The organism is Acinetobacter sp. A47 (assembly GCF_000805455.1).
Lineage (GTDB): Bacteria > Pseudomonadota > Gammaproteobacteria > Pseudomonadales > Moraxellaceae > Acinetobacter.
On the sequence record NZ_JSUS01000024.1, the window covers coordinates 47,742 to 63,449 of the forward strand.

The window sequence follows — 15,708 nt, forward strand, 5'->3', positions numbered from 1 at the left end:
CAATTCTTCTTATAAGTTCAGTTCGGCTGTAGGGATATATTGCCCATCTACCCAATCGTAAAGTTGGATATCGCAAACGCCATTCAAGCGATGTCCCAAGACCATTGCAAAAACTGAGGGTGCTTTAATAAAGAGGTGTAATTTAGATAACTTATTTTCGGATTTAAATGAAACTAAAGCAGATTTTGCCTCTCTGACAGCAAGATTTAGAGTTTCCATTTTATCAATGGCATGAGAGCTTTCTAAATTCAGTCTAGGTAAGCTCTTTACTTCATTAATCGTAGAGTCAATGTCTTTACCTATAGCTGTAGGAAATCCAATAGTGACTATGGCTTCAGTTTCACTCTGTAGCTCAACAGAGTCGATTTTAGTAAAAAATTGTCCCTCTTTCTGTTTATGGTCATCAGTGCGATAAATGAGGCCATTATGTTCTATTTCGAGCAGGAAATTACGTGTGGCACTAAAAACATAGCCAAGCATACATGCAGTGGACATTCTTTGTTTGCCATCTATAAGGAGGGTTCTACGGTCACCACTGTTATGAATGAAATCCCCAATCGATACTGCTTTTTTGATTAGTCTGTTCCAGTCGCTGGAGGTTTTTTGAGCACGATCAGGACCATTGAAATCACTAATATCTAAGTTTAAGTCTTGGTGCTGACTGGATGATGCTGAAAGATTAATTTTAATAGGATCTGATAGCCACTGAGTTCTATCTTCTTCAAGAGCATGGCAAATAAAATTTTCAAAGTCTTTGCGATGTATTGGGCCAAAAGAAGAACGAGAAATCAGGTTTTTAAACTGATCTCTTAACTGTTTAGCTTTACGTGTAGTGAGTTCGATATTGGATAATTTCTCTTCTATTTCGCCTATAAATACAGAGTCGCTATCTTCCGCATTGAAAGACAGGAAATCAACATGATCAAGTGCAAACTCAGCAAGTGAGGTTTCGAATCCCTTATCACTACACCACTGAATAATATCCTGACGACTTTTTTGTAAAATCACAGAATCTGCACTGTATGAAGAGCCAACGCCTCTAATTCTTTCAATCTGGGCAAGAAATGGGTGAAGTGTAGAGGTATAGAGTGGGCATACTAAACCAAAGCGAGTAAATTCACTTGATGGAATATCAAATGCCTCCTTGAAGCGCTTAATTTCTTTCCAGAAGTCTGTAGAAGTCAGCGAATGATTTTTAGCTTCATACATGACACGCTGGAAATCTTTCTCTGAAGAGAAGTAGCGAACCTCAACATCACCTATTGATTCACTCACAATGTGACTAAAAGCACTTTCAGATAGCCATAGTGGCAAGTTCTTTAATACAAAAGCATCCTGATATTCAAACCCTACTCGTGCAATTGCACCACCAGTTGATTGTTTTTCTAACAGACTTGCACTCATTATTATCTCTCTAAATCCAGGGTGGATCGGTAATAGGAACCATCTGGTAGGTAGGTGTGGGCGCTGCCCTCAAGATGATTGTTTTTTAAATGGAAAATTAGTAAGACTACAAAATTTGCACCCACTTTTGGATCGGACACCAATTCCCTCATGGTGTGATGGTCTTTACTGCTGGGTTGTACACTAAAGAGAGGATGGCTATGCCATTCACCTAAATAGTTAAATTTTTGATAATTATTGTTTGTTGATTTATGAAAAAGGCGGATTGCTTTAATAGCATCCGTAATTCCACGTACAAAGGATGCTATCGTTCCACTCTTTTGAACAGTTAATGAGCTAACTCTAAAATGGTTTGTACCTATATGCTCACCCATTAAAACACCGCCACATTCGTGAGTTCCAGACTTCAACAGGGCCTTTATCAGTAAATTTTGTATATCAGTAGGAATGGATATTTTCAGCATTAGTATTAACCTTTTATCGGTTCAGGCTCTTCAATAGAATTGCCATTCTCACTTTCAGATATCTGTTTATCTGTAGGAGATTCTGTTACTAACGCACCTGAACAATCGATAGGATGAGTATCAAAAGGACATTGAAAGATCCAATATCTACGGAACCCTATTAAATATGCTGAATATGGATAAGAGGATTGCTCATCAATTGTACATAAAGTATCTAATGTGAACTGCGTCATAGATGCTGCAAGAGCTGTTACATCTGCATCTGATGCTATATATGTTTGGTTTTGTGTTTGAAAGCCGTAATTATTAACTTTGCCCTCTGGAATTGGTTCCAACGTTTGTAAGACACCATAAATATGATTGCGAAGTTCTAAGGGGGAGGCATCTAACGTTGGACGACTACGGGCCATCATTGCTCCACCACCGCCACCAAAAATTTCACCCCATACCATGGGAATGTGTTTTCTTTTAGCAATTGCAGCTAATGTTAAGAACGTATGAGTATTTGCTGTCGCATCAATAATCAGATTACATGTGGCAATGGCATTAGCGATATTGGAATTTAAATGAGGATTTTCCTGTCCACCAATTTGCATTTCATACGTTTCAACTTGTATGTCTAATGCTGTTCGTTTTAATGCTCTTTCAACAGCATAGGTTTTAGCAAAGCCAACATCTAACCAGTTGAGTTCATTACGGACAAGATTGTGGGGGAGCAGAATATCATCATCAATAAGTAGAAAATTTTTACAACCCGACCGTGCCAGTGAAATTGCAATTTTACTTCCTAACGATCCAAGACCTACTATTGCTACCCTTGTATCATTGAGATGGCTAAATTGTGCTGGCAATCTTTGGCTCTGATCATCATGTAGATTAATAGCAGGATAACTTACGAAAAGTGGTGCTGTATTATTAACCAAGAATAGTTCCAAGTTCCCCTTTATGTCATATAACAATATAGGCTGTATGGAACTTGTGAATTCCTCCTGAGCAGGCCATAAATTGCCTAAAAAGGATTCTAATGAAGCTCGGTCATTTATGGATTCCTTTAACTGAGGAACAGAATCAATTCGTATTGCCCATCCAGACAATTCAATTCTTTCATTAGAAAATGATGGTACGATGTCAGGTAGAGGTTTGTTCTGAATATTTGTGGGAACAATAACGGTTTTGTCTCGAAAGCTTGAGATGGCAACCTTAAAGTCCATTTTTTCAGAGTCACTACCCAAGAGTATTTGACATAACATAGGTGTTTCAATGAACCTTTCTGAAACACCTCTTAATTTTTGACCTATTGTTTCAGAATGCCTAGAGGGTACAGGTTCTACATTCATCTCCAATACAGTCATTGCATCTGTTAATAAAAGAAGCTGGGCACTTCTAACTAGATCCACTCCACTGATGTTGGTATTCCAATTATCTGGGCCATATTCTAGACACAGCACTCCTGAACCACCATACTGGTGCAAGATACTCCATCTTTCACCAGATTTTTGTGGGCGTATATATGCTGGTAGCTCTGGGAAAAGCTCTGGATATACTAAAACACCATTAAAATCTATAGTTCCTATCTTTAGAGAGAAGTTCAAATGCAGTTCATTTGTGTCTGTTGAGTTCCACTCCTGAATCTTAAAACTATTTTTCTCTTTCTCAAGATCAGTCAATAACTGCCGTTCTTGAGCTAGGCGTTCTAATGGTGTTTTTAGCAGCTCCATTACGCAAAGCCTCCTGGTTTATTTGGATAAACAGGGGTTGATGGAAATGTTAATCCCGCACCTAGAGCAGAACGGATTAAAGAGCTGGCTATATCAGCAGAGTTTGCACTTTTGTATGATGCCGAACGTGGAAAACGATTACCCAGAACCTGCCGCCATAGGGCTAATGCTTTATCATCATCTGTTTCATTTAAGGCGTTTCGTGCAATAGCAGCTTGTTCTTTTACCTTTTCATAAAAAGTTTTGAACTCATCTGCTGTAACCGCAGAAAAAACATTATTGCCTGCAACACCAGGATCTTCTAAATGTGGAATTATGCCTAGTGACGCATAAATCCCATAAGAATCCCTGATCGTTTCTAAAAGATAAACAAACAACTTTTCATAGTTGGATTCGTAGTAATTCATATGCTTGGCAACCAGGCATTCTAAAATGAATCCTTTTGGTCTTTTTAAATCAGACAAGTTCTCACGACGCCACCATTTAAATAGCTTCACAAGAGGCTTAAATCGACCATTTGCATTTTTATTCACCTCAACAGTCCACTCGGTATGGGCTGGAGGGTTGGTAACTAGCCATTCTTCAAGATGAATGTCTGGAATCAGATAGCCGCCATATCCATCTGAAATGATAGGGACAACATCCATATCAACTTTTTTCAACTTAACATTTACTGAACGACGGTTAACGGTAAGATCGGTATATCCAATATCCTTTAATGCCGTATGTACTGTATCAAGGACAATTTGAGGATCATCATTAATTGTGTGATTTGTAAGGGCAATAATATCTACATCTGGCCTTTGTGTGATTCCGCCTATGGTAGTTGGACGTACTGCCGTATTTCTTTTATAAGAACCTGATAAGAATGTATGCACATGTACTTTGCTGAATTCATTATGCACTTTTAAAGCATCACGAAGCGTATTATGTGCGCTTGAACAATCATTAACCGTTGTTGTAGATGGTTCAATATCGGAAAGTAGGTCAAGAAACTGCTGTTGAGTTGTCATAATTCTCTCTGAGCCCATGTACTAAAATGGGGCATAAAATTAAGTGCGATCAGAAAAATTAAGTAACCTACTGCTGTGAACTTTGTTGCATAGCAGTAGGTTATTTAACCTTGTTTACGATATTGAGTTTGAGTTATCAGGATCATCCGATTTTTTATTACGGATAGCATCCTTTTCTTCTTTCAATGGCCGAGTTCTGGGAAATTTAAAATATCCAGTTGGATGGACAATAATTTTTCCAGATTTATGGCGATAAGATTTACAAAACACGAAGTCTTGATTTTCGGTAGGCATTGTTAGCCCTCCTATTTTGGCGGCTCGTTTTTCAGGGCGCATACCAAAATAAGCGGGTAAATCTTGAGATTTACGGGCCTAAATGTTAGAATGGGGTTCTGACAGCCAGATCTAACATGAGGTATGCGTAGGGCTTAGAGCCATATGCCTTTCCTGTGGGAAAATCTATCAAGCCGACTCTACCCAATAGAGTCGGCTTTTTAATTTATGAAACCATCTCAATAGTCTCCATTGAATCTAGGTCAAAATAATATAGTTTTTTAAAGTCATCTTCATATAAGTCAAATAATTGAGATAACTCACTAATGACAGATGTTGATGTTTTTTTTGCATCTATTGCGTAGTCAAAGAGCATTGAAGCTACTCTATATGTCGGTTCTCGATCCAATTCATTTGGTTCAACTTTACGATAACCACGCATAGCCATCTGCCGCCATAAATTGGCACTTTGACTTGAAGTTATAGTTCCTAACTCTGACGCCCTATAGATTAAGGCCGCCATTGAGGTTTTCCATTCCTTTTTAAGTCTTAGATAATGAGCTAAATTAGTTGAACCTAATTGATCAATAATTTTTTCTTCTGGCATTAAGAATTCGGCAGCAAAGTCATTTGCTTCTTTTTCCATGAACTCAGATGGCTCTTCATGGAGGACCAAATGCCCAAGTTCATGTGCTAATGTGAAGCGTATTCTGTCATTTGGCTGGTTTGCATTTAGAAATACGCATGGAGACACACCATGCATTTTTAAGGATACGCCATCAACATTGTTATCTTTAAAGTCGCATAAAAAGACTAAAACCCCTGCATCTTCTACAGTGGCAGTTAGGTTTTCAAGAGGTTCATTCCCTAACGCCCACAATGATCTAAGTTTTTTAGCAGCTTCTTGAGGAGTGTTTATATCTAGGCCAATTTTAAAAGTTGGTAAGGAATTTTTTCTTTTTGGTACATTTGTGAATAATTCTAATGTTTGTACATGGCTCATTTTTAACATCATTTCAGCATTCATGCGGCTCAATGCTTTAGCTGTGGTAGAGCTTTTTTTTCTGTATGCATGCAAACTAATTGGCAGTGCATTTAGCTTTTCAATATGTTCGAAAAATCGTATAGGGAAATGTAGGGCATTGGATAGATTATGGATAACTTCATCGGAGGGTTTTAAGTCCCCACTTTCAATTTTAGATAATGAAGCCTGGGTAATAGACTGTCCCATTTCAGCAATTAGTTCAGTTTGACTAAGACCACGAAAGTTTCGTGCAATACTAAGCATGTCAGGATTGAAATGAGTCATATTCACCTCCAAGATCATTGACTTACAGATCAAGTTGATCGAATGATAACTGAACAAAAAAGCTTATGCAAATTTTTCTTCAAATTATTCCTAAATTGTTTCTTTTTTATCTTGCATTGCTTTATGTAGTGGTAATTTTGGTTTTTAGCACAACATATAGTGTTTTTGATTTTACATTCTATTTGAAAGATTTTAATTTCGCTATAGAATTTTATGTCAAAATTTGAGCATTAAAATATTTGGGTAAAGATAGAGGATGATCAGTGTTCTTATAAGGGGCAGTTTGACTTTCGATTATTTAGAAAATGTATTTTTATTAAATATTTGACCATTTGGAGGGAATTCTAAAGTGATTTTTTCTTGCTAAAATTAGGTTTAAGGACGATTGTTTCCTTTTCTCCCAGAGTGTAATTAAATAAAGGATTTAAAATGAAGATGAACTTGAATAAGAATGGAAAAAAACGTATTCACTTTATAATCAGAGAGCTTGATAAGACTCAGAATGAAGTAAATAAAATTTCAGCTTCAGTTCAGATAGACGAGGATGATCAATATCAGCGTATTAATAGAGCATATTTTCAGTTGTTCCAAACACATTATCTTTCCTTTAAATTACTTATGAAAGAAGATCATTTTTCCTCCGCTGTTGTCGTAGCTCGTACGATGCTAGAAATATATGTTAGGTGTTTTTATTTAGAGTTTATAGAACAGCCTAAAGGGACAGATGTTGAAACGTTAATTACTCAACCAAAAGACTTTGCTAGTTTTTTTCAGATAAGTACAGCTTTAGATAATTTTGAAGACCCAGACAATGGAGATTTTCATAAACACTTCAAGCAATTCACAAAGCAAGGTAAAGCTTTGTACGAAAAGTATTCAACTTTCACACATGGTCGTGGTGAGCTACTGAATGTACTATTTAAAGGTAAACAACCTGTCTGTGCCTATGAGGATATTGAAAGTATATTGCTGACCCTTAATGGCATGTTACAGGTGTTTGCAATGCAATTTCTACATATGAATGCTAATGAGGCATTGAAAAAAAGATTGCTTGATAGAATGCTTAAAACTGAAGAAACTTTTCTTAATCATGGTATAGGCCAACCAGACTATTATTCTAATTTAACCTCTTGGTGAACTAAATAGGAAATGAGAGAACAACAGTGCAAAACTGTTTTTCTCTCAATATACTATCGCTTCCATTTTCTAAGTCGCATAGTTGTTTGGAATGTCGCATAGTTGTTTGTAAATGACAGCCACCACCAACCAGTGCAATTGCTGAAGCGGTATGGTGAGGTGCCCGAAATGGGCGCTGGCCAAATGGATGAGGTGCATTGGCCACCGAATAGATGCTGGCAACTTCCAGATTTTCCTGGGCATTAAGGGGCGGTAAAATTGAAGGTAGACGCGAAGCCAGCAAGGTTTTTCCGGTACCCGGAGGGCCTTTAAACAATAAAGAATGTCCACCTGCAGCAGCAATTTCCAGTGCACGGCGGGGGCGTAACTGGCCTTTTACATCGGCAAGATCAAGTTGATAGGCCGATGATGCTGAACTGGGGCGTTGCGGTGTTGCCTCAAGCTTGGGGTTACCCAAAAAATGTGCACAGACTTGCTGTAAGTGTTGTGCGGCATAGACTTCAAAATCGGGGAGCTGGCTTGCCTCATCCAGATTTGCCTGCGGGAGTAACAGCCGATGCCGGGCCTGCTGGCATGCCATAGCGATTGTTAATGCCCCTGATATTCCGCGTAAATGCCCGTCAAGCGCCAGTTCCCCTATAAATTCAAAGCCTTCGGTACTATGCTCCGGTAATTGTCCGGAAGCGATCAGGATACCCAAAGCAATCGGCAAGTCCAGCCGGGAGCCATCCTTGGGCAAATCGGCGGGGGCCAGATTGATGGTCAGGCGCTTGGTGGGAAACTGAAAACCGCTATTGATGATGGCAGAACGAACCCGATCTTTACTTTCACGTACAGCGGCTTCAGGTAAACCCACAATCGTTAAAGAAGGAAGGCCCGAGCTAATATGTACTTCTACTTCAATTTGCGGGGCATGTAGCCCCAAAAGCCCTCGTGTATAGATCTTGGCAAAAGACATCTTATTATTGTTCCATTATGGTGCATTATTTTTCATTATTCCGAGGTGCGACATGCACCGATTGTGTGCTTATTTTTTGTTCTGGATCACCTCTTCCAGTGCTTTCATTTGTTGCTGGAGTTCGGTCAGCCGCTGGTTGGCAAGGTCAAGCGCAGTTCTTTGACGATCAAGTTCCTGTTTTGAAACTAAATCCAGTTTTTCAATGCTTTCGTTTAGCAAGGCACGCAGATTTTTTTCCAGGTCTTTTCTGGGTTGGTCAACTTGCTGCAAAATGGCCTGTAGAAGGGTTTCAATCATAAGGTACTCAATAGGTTATGTATATTTGCTGTTCAGTGTATCACTGCTGGCCTGAATCCTCTAGCACAGTTCAGGCCAGAAGCAGGCCCGGTTGATCAACCGGAACAGGGGCAAATGATACTTATTTTCGATGGACTATCTACATCTTCATGGCTAAATAGGTTATAAAGAAAGCTTGTGCCCGGTATTTAACACCCCCCAACCGTTAAATATTGGCATGAAAATTGAACATAAAACCTTACTGGTGAAAATAAGCCGAAGGAAAACAAACATGAAGCTTGTAACTGCAATTGTAAAACCATTCAAACTGGATGATGTGCGCGAAGCACTTTCTGAGATTGGTGTTCAAGGGATTACCGTAACTGAAGTCAAAGGTTTCGGACGTCAAAAAGGTCATACAGAACTGTATCGTGGTGCAGAGTATGTGGTTGATTTCTTACCGAAAGTAAAGATTGAAATTGCAATTAGCGATGAAATGGTTGATGCCGTGATCGAGTCGATTACGCGTGTGGCCAGCACAGGCAAAATTGGTGATGGCAAAATCTTTGTAACCAATTTAGAGCAGGTGATCCGTATCCGTACGGGCGAGACTGGGCCAGATGCGGTCTAAGTTGGCACAAACTTTGCTGAGCTATTAAAGGTATAGCAATAGCTCGCAAAATCAGGTTGGGGGACACGAATGAAAAAAATGCTTATGGCGCTCAGTCTATCTGGCGCACTCTTGGGTGGCTCAGCGGTGGTTTGGGCAGAAGATGCTGCTTCAACACCTGTTACTGAACATGCTATCGCAGTCGATACAGCAACTGCATCGACCGAAATTACGGCCGCACCTGCTCCTGTGGAGGCCGCTCCGGCACCTGCTGCCGAGGCAAAAGTTGATACCGGAGATACGGCATGGGTGCTGGTTTCAACGGCGTTGGTACTGTTGATGACCATTCCCGGGCTGGCGCTATTCTATGGCGGTATGGTACGTAAGAAAAACGTACTCAGTACCATGATGTTTAGCCTTTCTGCAGCCATTCTTGTCAGTCTGATCTGGGTTACGGTCGGTTATTCACTGGCATTCTCTGGTTCGGGGGCTTATGTCGGTGATCTCGCTAAAGCCATGCTGAATGGTGTTGCCTTTGATGCCTTGACGGGCACCATTCCTGAAAGCCTGTTTGTTATTTTCCAAATGACCTTTGCCATCATTACGGTTGCCATTATCAGTGGTTCAATCGCAGACCGGATGAAGTATTCTGCATTCATGGCCTTTATTGCAGTGTGGGTGGTACTGGTCTACGCACCGATTACGCACTGGGTCTGGGCAGCAGATGGCTGGTTATTCAAGGCTGGTGCTCTGGATTTTGCCGGTGGTACCGTTGTGCATATCAATGCGGGTGTTGCCGGTCTGGTTGCAGCATATATGCTCGGCAAACGTACAGGGCTTGGCCGTGAATCGATGGCACCGCATAACCTGACTTTAACCGTGATCGGTGCAAGCCTGATCTGGGTTGGCTGGTTTGGCTTTAATGGCGGTAGTGCTTTGGGCGCAGGTGCCCGTGCCGGTATGGCGATTCTGGTGACACAAGTTGCGGCCGCAGCTGCTGCATTCTCCTGGCTGATCGTTGAGCGTGTGATTCGTGGTAAAGCTTCTGTACTCGGTGGTGCCTCTGGTGCGGTTGCCGGTCTGGTGGTGATTACTCCTGCTGCCGGTTTTGTGGGCGTGGGTGGCGCGTTAATCATGGGTCTGATTGGCGGTGTGGTCTGTTTCTGGGGCATTACTGCATTGAAACGTCTGCTCAAAGCCGATGATGCTCTGGATGCATTCGGTTTACATGCGGTTGGGGGCATCGTAGGGGCGGTATTGACCGGTATCTTCTATAGCGATGAAATTATCAAGGCAGCCAACGTGGCACTGGCACCCACATTTGCAGGTCAGTTGTGGGTGCAAATTGAAGGGGTGCTGGCAACCATGGTGTATAGCGCCATTGTGACCTTTATTATTCTTAAAGTGATTGATCTGGTGATCGGAATCCGTGTCAGCGCTGATGATGAGCGTATGGGGCTTGACCTGAGCCAGCATGGCGAACGTATTGAATAAGCAAGTCCGGATTTGAGTTTAAAACAGCCTCACGGGGCTGTTTTTTTATGCCTTGAGGGCACTGGTTCTGCAATTGAAGAAACTTTGCTACACTTAGGCAAAGAGATTAAATAATCGCGCAACTATGCATTGTCCATTTTGTAACGCCGCTGACAGTAAAGTGATCGACTCCCGTCTGGCTGCCGAAGGCTGCCAGATTCGCCGTCGTCGTGAATGCGTCGTTTGTGGTGAGCGTTTTACAACATTTGAAAGTTATGATGTGGTGATGCCACGGGTGATCAAGTCGGATGGTAAAAATGAACCGTTTGATGAGGCAAAATTACGTCGCTCATTGATGCATGCGTTACAGAAACGTCCGGTGACGCAGGAGCAGATTGAAACGGTACTGAGTGATATCCAGTCGCAGATCCGCCGTCTGGGCGAGCGGGACGTGAAATCCAGGACCATTGGTGAAATTGTCATGCAGGCCCTGTTTGCACTGGATCATGTTGCCTATGTCCGGTTTGCTTCCGTATATCAGGATTTTCAGGATGTCGATGCATTTCGTCACCAGATTGAACAAATGCAACAACGCGAAAACGAGCATTAAATTAGAGAAAACATGTCTGAGCCAACCCGAGATCACCTGTCTGAACACCAGCACTGGATGCTAAAAGCCATTGCGCTGGCGCGACTGGGGCAATATTCCACCAGACCCAATCCGAATGTGGGGTGTGTCATTGTCAAAGATGGCCAACTGATCGGGGAAGGCTATCATCCTCAAGCAGGCCAGCCCCATGCAGAAGTGTTTGCCCTGCGTCAGGCGGGTGATAATGCCAAGGATGCAACCGCTTATGTGACCCTGGAGCCTTGTGCCCATTATGGTCGAACGCCACCTTGTGCCGAAGCACTGGTCAAAGCGCAGGTCAAGAAGGTAGTGGTGGCCTGTTCAGACCCCAATCCGCTGGTGGCAGGCAAGGGCGTGCAGATCTTGCAGCAGGCAGGCATCGAGGTTGAAACCGGAATATGTATGGATGAGGCAAAAGGCCTTAACCGGGGCTTTTTAAAGGCGATGGCGACCGGCCTGCCTTATGTCCGCCTAAAGGTTGCCTCAAGTCTTGATGGGCGTACCGCCATGGCTTCGGGTGAATCCAAATGGATTACCGGGACAGCGGCGCGACAGGATGTCCAGCATTGGCGTGCCATTTCCGGGGCCGTGATCACCGGCATCCAGACGGTATTGGCAGATGACTGCGAGTTGAATGTACGTCATCTGGACGGAGTTGATCTTGCCAGCGTGGTCCAGCCAAAACGGATCGTGCTGGATCGTCAGGGACAACTGCCGTTGTCTGCCAGGATATTGCAAAAACCTGAAACCGTGATGGTGATGACACCATTTCGTCAAGAACTTGCCGATTTAGGCGTGATACAATTGGCGCCGCAACCTTTAAATCAGTTATTGCCGACCTTAGCTCAACAATATCAAATTTATGATGTATTGGTTGAGGCAGGTGCAACCTTGTCTACTGCCTTTTTACAACAAGGTCTGGTGGACGAAATGATTAGTTATGTTGCGCCCACTTTACTTGGTCAATCTGCCCGGGCGATGTTCAATGCTGAATTGAGCACCATGGCAGAACAGCTACGGTTTGAGTTGGTCGATGTAACCCGACTTGGGCAAGATATTCGCCTGAGATTGCTCCCTACCCAAGAGTTGATATGAATCCAGAACCATCGGTTTATCACAAACGTCGTCATGCGGCCCGTACGACTGACGAATATCTTTTTCATCAGTTAGTTCCCTATCTGGGCAACAAGCGCCGCCTGCTGCATCTGATTTTGGAAGCGCTTGAGATTACAGGCACGCTCAATAGCAAGAAAAAGAACCCACCGATTTTTGCGGATTTCTTTGCGGGCAGCGGGGTGGTTTCACGTCTGGCCCGGCAAAATGGCTATCGTGTGATTGCCAACGACTGGGAACCCTATAGCCATGCGCTGAATCATGCCATTTTGGCATGTGTCGATGCCCCTGCATTTAAAGAACTGGGAGGCTATCAAAAAGCGATTGACTATCTGAACCGCTTGCCTGAAGTCAAAGGCTGGGTCACGCATAACCTGTGTCCGCGCAATGATGATGTCTATGATCCTGCACGTGACCGGCTGTTCTTTAAACGCCGTAACGGCATGCGCATTGATGCCATTCGCCAGCAGATTGCAACCTGGCAGGCACAAGGTGCAATCAATGATGTTGAAATGAGTGCATTACTGGCGCCGTTACTGTATTCCGCCAGTTTTGTCAGCAATACCAGCGGGGTTTTTAAGAGCTTCCATCAAGGTTGGGGCGGACGTACCCAAACCGCGCTGGAACGGATTGAATCATTATTATGGCTGACACCGAGCCGGTTCTGTGAAATGGGCGATCCTAAACGTCCGGCTGCTGAAATGTGGTGTGTCGATGCCCAGCATCTTGCCAACCAGATGAGCGGGTTTGAAGTTGATGTGGCCTATCTTGATCCTCCTTATAACCAGCATGCCTATAGCAGCAATTATCATGTGCTGAATGCATTGACCTTATGGGATCAGGTCGATTTGCCTTCACCAGATACCAAGGGCTTTAAAAGCGGTATTGATCGGGCCTGGCGTAAGGAGAGGCCAAGTCCTTATAACTCTTCCAAGCATGCCAAAGAAGCGTATGAGACCTTACTGCACACCATCAATGCACGTTATATTCTGACCAGTTACTCAACCGATGGAAATATCGAACCAAAAGATTTGCTAACAGCCAATCTGAAACGGGGTAAAGTGACCTTACTGACTCAGGATGTGCCGCGTTACCGCGTCAGCAAGCAACGTCAGTCTGAGCGGGCACGTGTACTCGAATTTATCGTGATTACCGATACGCACGCCAAGTCTGGCCCGCCTTTGCGGCAACTGCTTGGCCAGCTCTACCACTTTGCCGAACTGGGCGGAGTCGATACCACTGGTAACAGTACCCAGCTGGCTCTCTGGTAAGTTGTTCGTAACACCACTTTAGTCGTTAAAGTGGTGTTTTTGTATCCGGAATCTTTGCTAAATCGGATAATTAGATAAACCAAATCGGTTTGTATGATAAGTCCATGTTTTTATGGTAAATATCTGGTATTTTTCAGGCAGGTGAGGGGATATTTGATGCGAATAAGGCCTGATCCTATTTGTTTTGTAAAATTTAGTAAAAACAATCTATTATAATAAGTTTCTGGCGTTTTTTTCTTCATTTTATATATAAATTTCCTGCTAAGAATCTTTTGATCAATCGTTTAAAAAATTACCAAACCATATTGACCCTTTTTAAAAATAACTATAGTTTGCCGAGCTTGATTTAGGGTCTTGCCTATTGCTAGCGATGACCAGGAGAGGTTGTTATGAGTCGCTCGGAACCCACCTTATTGGGGCAATGTGTAGCCGAATTTTTTGCTACCGCAATTTTTTTATCATTTGGTATTGGCGTGGTGGCTGCACTGAAGCTTGCAGGTGCAAGTCTAGGTTTGTGGGAAATCAGTATTGTATGGGGCCTCGCGGTTGCCTTGGCCGTTTATTTGTCTGCGGGCATTTCCGGGGCACATCTCAATCCTGCCGTGACCATTGCCCTGGCATTGTTTGCCGGTTTTGAGAAGCGTAAAGTTCCTTTTTATATCATTGCACAGGTAGCCGGCGCTGCGACAGGTGCACTGCTGGTCTATGGCCTGTATAGCAATCTGTTTCTAGATTATGAACAGACCCATCATATGGTACGTGGCAGTGTCGAGAGTCTGGAACTGGCAGGGATTTTCTCAACTTATCCCCATCATTTGCTATCGATCGGACAGGCGTTCATGGTCGAGATGTTCATTACCATGTTGCTCCTGTGGTTGATCATGGCGATTGGGGATGACAGCAATGGCTTGCCGCGTGGTGCCTTGGCGCCGGTTCTGGTGGGTTTGCTGGTAGCTGTGATTGGTGCTTCTTTTGGCCCGTTAACCGGCTTTGCCATGAACCCGGCGCGTGATTTAGGGCCGAAAATTGTCGCTTATTTTTCAGGATGGGGTCCTGTCGCTTTTACCGGTGGCCGTGATATTCCTTATTTTATTGTTCCGATCATTGCACCCGTCGTTGGTGCGTGTCTGGGGGTACTGGGTTATAAATTATTCTTTAGCTACTTCCTGATCAAAACCCAGGTGGCAGCCAAAGATACGGCAGATCAGCAAGTCTCTGAAATGCAATAGATGCATGATCTCATGCATGTGGGAAACAGGGCGGTCATTTGACGGCCCTTTTTGTTTTGCCGGTATTTGAAGGGCGCATGCCTTGTTATCTGTAGCCCTTTGATTTAAGGTATCTGTTTTACCGTGGCATTTACTGCAATAAAGGTAGGTTGGAAGTCCCATGTTTACAGGCATTATTGAAAGTTTAGGTAAGGTTGAGAGCTTGCAAAGTGTAGGCGGTGATGTGCGTCTGCGTATCCAGACTGATCTGGATATGTCTGATGTCCATCTGGGAGATTCGATTGCCACCAACGGGATTTGCCTGACCGTGATTGAGTGGGGTGAAAACTGGTATGCGGCCGATGTTTCGCGAGAAAGTCTTAACCGGACCACGCTGGGACAATGGAAAGTCGGACAGCCTGTCAATGTAGAAAAAGCCATGCTGCCTACCACGCGTTTTGGTGGGCATATTGTCAGTGGACATGTTGATGGCCTGGGCGAGATTACCCTGGTGCGTGAAGATGCACGTTCTTTATATTTTGAAGTGACAGCGCCAGTTGAGCTGGCCAAGTATCTGGCAGAAAAAGGCTCGGTCACCGTCGATGGCATTAGTCTGACCATTAACCATTTACGTGGCAACATCCTGAGTCTGAACCTGATTCCACATACGGCTGAACGTACCAATATTGGAACCTGGCAGGTGGGAACCAAGGTCAATCTGGAAGTGGATGTACTGGCACGTTATATCGAGCGTCTGTTGCTCGGCGACAAAGCCGCTGAACAAAAAACCGAATCAAAGATCAGTATGGCCTTTTTAGCTGAAAACGGTTTCTTGAAATAAACGCGCAAGTAT

Annotated in this window: 15 protein-coding genes and 1 pseudogene; 8 read left to right on the forward strand and 8 right to left on the reverse strand. The window is 43.3% G+C overall.

What is annotated here, in order from left to right; translation table 11 throughout:
- Positions 1-9 precede the first annotated feature (9 nt).
- The 6 genes from OC23_RS05645 to OC23_RS05665 all read right to left on the reverse strand — a co-directional run bounded on the left by OC23_RS05645 (position 10) and on the right by OC23_RS05665 (position 6,181).
- A complete protein-coding gene (locus tag OC23_RS05645; RefSeq protein ID WP_038343445.1) occupies positions 10-1,404 on the reverse strand; it encodes a dsDNA nuclease domain-containing protein in 1,395 nt (464 codons plus the stop codon).
- A 2-nt stretch (positions 1,405-1,406) separates the two neighbouring features.
- Entirely contained in the window at positions 1,407-1,868 is a 462-nt protein-coding gene (locus OC23_RS05650) for a Mov34/MPN/PAD-1 family protein (protein WP_038343446.1), read from the reverse strand.
- 5 nt (positions 1,869-1,873) lie between these two features.
- Positions 1,874-3,586 carry a ThiF family adenylyltransferase gene (locus OC23_RS05655; protein WP_038343448.1) on the reverse strand — a complete coding sequence of 571 codons (1,713 nt, stop codon included), beginning with the start codon at positions 3,584-3,586 and terminating at the stop codon, positions 1,874-1,876.
- Positions 3,586-4,599: an SMODS domain-containing nucleotidyltransferase gene (locus OC23_RS05660; protein WP_038343449.1), complete on the reverse strand. Its 1,014-nt coding sequence runs from the start codon at positions 4,597-4,599 to the stop codon at positions 3,586-3,588. Before OC23_RS05660 ends, OC23_RS05655 begins: the two co-directional genes overlap by 1 nt.
- Before the next feature lie 114 nt (positions 4,600-4,713).
- Positions 4,714-4,893, reverse strand: coding sequence for a hypothetical protein (locus OC23_RS18715; protein WP_001141890.1), 180 nt, complete (start codon positions 4,891-4,893; stop codon positions 4,714-4,716).
- 205 nt (positions 4,894-5,098) lie between these two features.
- Complete coding sequence (locus tag OC23_RS05665; protein WP_038343451.1) at positions 5,099-6,181, reverse strand: helix-turn-helix domain-containing protein; 1,083 nt, start codon at positions 6,179-6,181, stop codon at positions 5,099-5,101.
- 429 nt (positions 6,182-6,610) lie between these two features.
- On the opposite strand from OC23_RS05665, the gene OC23_RS05670 reads away from it, so the two are divergent.
- A complete protein-coding gene (locus OC23_RS05670) occupies positions 6,611-7,318 on the forward strand; it encodes a hypothetical protein (RefSeq protein WP_038343452.1) in 708 nt (235 codons plus the stop codon).
- Between the two features lie 112 nt (positions 7,319-7,430).
- Here OC23_RS05670 and OC23_RS05675 read toward each other — a convergent pair.
- Together OC23_RS05675 and OC23_RS05680 are read right to left on the reverse strand one after the other, a co-directional pair.
- Positions 7,431-8,276, reverse strand: a pseudogene (locus tag OC23_RS05675) (YifB family Mg chelatase-like AAA ATPase); the annotation flags it as partial.
- 69 nt (positions 8,277-8,345) lie between these two features.
- Positions 8,346-8,573, reverse strand: a complete 228-nt coding sequence (locus OC23_RS05680) for an accessory factor UbiK family protein (protein WP_038343453.1) — start codon at positions 8,571-8,573, stop codon at positions 8,346-8,348.
- A gap of 271 nt (positions 8,574-8,844) precedes the next feature.
- Here OC23_RS05680 and glnK point away from each other — a divergent pair, with 271 nt between their 5' ends.
- The 7 genes from glnK (at position 8,845) to OC23_RS05715 (ending at position 15,696) form a co-directional block, all read left to right on the forward strand.
- Positions 8,845-9,183, forward strand: coding sequence for a P-II family nitrogen regulator (glnK, locus tag OC23_RS05685; protein WP_004656379.1), 339 nt, complete (start codon positions 8,845-8,847; stop codon positions 9,181-9,183).
- A 69-nt stretch (positions 9,184-9,252) separates the two neighbouring features.
- Entirely contained in the window at positions 9,253-10,656 is a 1,404-nt protein-coding gene (locus tag OC23_RS05690; protein ID WP_038343454.1) for an ammonium transporter, read from the forward strand.
- A 124-nt stretch (positions 10,657-10,780) separates the two neighbouring features.
- Complete coding sequence (gene nrdR / locus OC23_RS05695) at positions 10,781-11,245, forward strand: transcriptional regulator NrdR (RefSeq protein ID WP_038343455.1); 465 nt, start codon at positions 10,781-10,783, stop codon at positions 11,243-11,245.
- Positions 11,246-11,257: 12 nt separating this feature from the next.
- Entirely contained in the window at positions 11,258-12,358 is a 1,101-nt protein-coding gene (gene ribD / locus OC23_RS05700; protein ID WP_038343456.1) for a bifunctional diaminohydroxyphosphoribosylaminopyrimidine deaminase/5-amino-6-(5-phosphoribosylamino)uracil reductase RibD, read from the forward strand.
- Positions 12,355-13,647, forward strand: a complete 1,293-nt coding sequence (locus tag OC23_RS05705) for a DNA adenine methylase (RefSeq protein ID WP_038343457.1) — start codon at positions 12,355-12,357, stop codon at positions 13,645-13,647. The genes ribD and OC23_RS05705 overlap by 4 nt, the downstream gene beginning before the upstream one ends.
- Before the next feature lie 389 nt (positions 13,648-14,036).
- A complete protein-coding gene (locus tag OC23_RS05710; RefSeq protein WP_038343458.1) occupies positions 14,037-14,876 on the forward strand; it encodes an MIP/aquaporin family protein in 840 nt (279 codons plus the stop codon).
- Between the two features lie 160 nt (positions 14,877-15,036).
- Entirely contained in the window at positions 15,037-15,696 is a 660-nt protein-coding gene (locus OC23_RS05715) for a riboflavin synthase (protein ID WP_038343460.1), read from the forward strand.
- The last annotated feature ends 12 nt before the right edge of the window (positions 15,697-15,708 follow it).